Source organism: Nocardia takedensis NBRC 100417 (assembly GCF_000308695.1).
GTDB classification, from domain to species: Bacteria; Actinomycetota; Actinomycetes; order Mycobacteriales; family Mycobacteriaceae; genus Nocardia; species Nocardia takedensis.
The window spans coordinates 1-2,777 of record NZ_BAGG01000201.1; the positions used below are offsets into that span (position 1 = coordinate 1).

1 protein-coding gene is annotated in these 2,777 nt (G+C 72.5%); it reads left to right on the forward strand.

Features of this window, described 5'->3' with window-relative positions:
* Window positions 1-2,777: SDR family NAD(P)-dependent oxidoreductase (locus tag ON30_RS27975; protein WP_040711983.1), on the forward strand; the 2,777-nt coding region annotated here is incomplete at both ends.

Genomic DNA, 2,777 nt, shown 5'->3' on the forward strand with positions numbered 1-2,777 from the left:
TCCCACCAACGGGATCTGGAAGCCGATCTCGGCGTGGATTCGATCAAGCGCGTGCAGGTGATCGGCGCTCTGCAAGAGCGTTTCCCGCAGTTGCCGAATCTGGGGCCCGAGCAGTTGGGCGCCTTGCGCACGCTGGATCAGATCGTGGAGTTGCTGGCCGATTCCGACGAGCAGGCACCGGCGGCCCCGGAGCAGACCGGCGGCCCGTCGGCCGACGCCCTGCGCACGGCGTTGCAGGAAGTGGTGGCGGACAAGACGGGGTACCCGGTCGAGATGGTCGATCCCACAAGGGATCTGGAAGCCGATCTCGGTGTCGATTCGATCAAGCGTGTTCAGGTGATCGGCGCTCTCCAGGAACGCTTTCCGGATTTGCCGAACCTGGGCCCGGAGCAATTGGGCACGCTGCGCACGCTGGATCAGATCGTCGCGGAACTGACCTCCGCGACCGGGGGTGATGTCCACCCAAAAGCTGAGGCCGCGGCGACCCCGCGGCACCTCGTCGAGACCGTCGCCCTGGCCGCCGTCGACATCGCCCTCGATGTCCACGCGGCCGGGACCGGCGCGCTGCTGGTCGATCTCGGTGAGCACACCGAGCAGGACCTCGCCGCCCTCGAATCGGCGTTCGCCACGCGCGGATGGCGGGTGCGTCTCGCGCGCGCCGTGGACGAGATCGACACCGACGAGATCGACGTGTGCGTGGCGCTGCTGGGCGGCGTCGCGGACCGGGAGCAGGCGAGCCACCGCCTGACCGAACTGATCAGGACCGCAGGACGGCTCATCCCTCGGCTGACCGCGACCACCGCGCCGCGACCGGCGTTCGTGTCGGTGACCCGACTCGACGGCGATCTCGGCTATCGCGGCGCGGCCGACCCGGTCTCCGCGCTGCTCGGCGGCGCGGGCGGCGTGCTGAAAACGCTGGCGGCCGAACAGTCTTCGCTGTTCTGCCGGGCCCTGGACATCGACCCGACCGTCCCGAGCGAGCGGGTCGCCGAACTGGTGCTCGCCGAACTGGCCGACGCCGCCCGCGACACCGTCGAGGTCGGCATCGACGCGGCGGGCGAGCGCCGCACCCTGGTGCCCAGCGGCCACGCGGGCGCTCGGACCGTCACCGATGTGCGGCCCGGCGCCGAGCAGCCCGCGAGCACTCTGACCGCCGACGACGTGCTCGTGGTCACCGGCGGCGCGCGCGGCGTCACCGCGACCTGCGTGCTGGCCCTGGCCGAACGCAGCGAGGCCCGGTTCGTCCTGCTGGGACGCTCGGAACTGAGCGCCGAACCCGAGTGGGCGGCGGGCGTGGCCGAGGCCGATCTCAAGCGGGCGGCGCTGAAAGCCCTGGCGGGCACCGGCGTCACCCCGCGCGACATCGAGCGCGAATGCGCGGGGGTCCGTGGCACCCGGGAGGTGCGTGAAACCCTCGCGGCACTGGCCGGGCGGGCCGAGTACGTGGCCGTGGACGTCACCGACGCGCGGGCGGTGCGTGCCGCGCTGGCCTCGGTGCGCGAGCGCGTCACCGGCGTGGTGCACGGGGCGGGCGTGCTGGCGGATTCGATGATCCCCGCCAAGACCACCGAATCCATCGCGCGGGTCCTGCGACCCAAGATCGACGGCCTGACGGCCGTGCTCGAGGCGCTGGGCGAGTTGCGGCACCTGATCCTGTTCACCTCGGTGGCCGGATTGTTCGGCAACGCCGGACAGGCGGACTACGCCGCCGCCAACGAGGCGCTGTGCCGCTTCGCGGCGAGCTACCGCGCCGGACATCCCGACTGCCACGTCACCGCGATCGACTGGGGCGCCTGGGACGGCGGCATGGTGACGCCCGCGCTGCGCGAGCACTTCCACGCGCGCGGGATCGTGCTGCTGCCACCGGAATCCGGTGCGGCGGCGTTCACCGAACAGTTCACCGCCGAGCGCGCGGGGGACACGGTGGTGCTCGTCGGGCCTGCCGCTTCGCTGTCGGGGCCGGACGAGGGCGGGGCGAGCGCGGTCACCGCGCGGCGGTCGATCCGCGGCCTGACCGCGGACCCGATCATCGCCGCGCACCGGGTGGGCGAGCACATCGTGTTGCCCGCGACCTTCGGACTCGGCGCGATGATCCATCTGGCCGAGCGCCGCGCGCCCGGTCGCTCGGTGGTGGGGGTCCGCGATTTCGAGGTGCTCAAGGGGATCGTGTTCGACCGTCCCCTCGACGAACTCGACATCGAACTGGCTCCCGATGCCACCGATCCGACGGTGTTGCGCGCCTCGGTGCGCAGCGCGACCGCCGTGCACTTCCGGGCCGCGCTCACCCTGGCCGAGGTCGCCGCGCCCGCGCCGCGGATCGCGGTGCCGGACACCGAGGTCGGCGACGCGGCGGTGATCTACCGCGACGGCGTGCAGTTCCACGCCCCCGCGTTGCAGGGCATGCGGGTGATCCGCGCGGCCTCCGACACCGCGCTGGTGCTCGAATGCGAGTTGCCCGCCACGGCCGTGGCGGCCGGCGCGTACGCGGGACGCCTGCACGATCCGGTCCAGGCCGACCTGATCCTGCAAGGGCCGCCCGTGCTCGGCCACCGCCTGCTCGGCGCGGCGTGCCTGCCGCTCGGGGTCGGCCGGATCGAGTACCACCGGCCGCTGCCCGCGGGCGAACCCTTCCTGCTCACGGTGGACAATCCGCGCGCCGGACGGGTCGACGCCCGCATCGATGCGACGGCCACCACCCTCGACGGCGCGGTGCTGCAACGGTTCTCGGACGTCACCGTGGTGACGACACCCGATCTGACGGAGAAGTTTCGTACTTC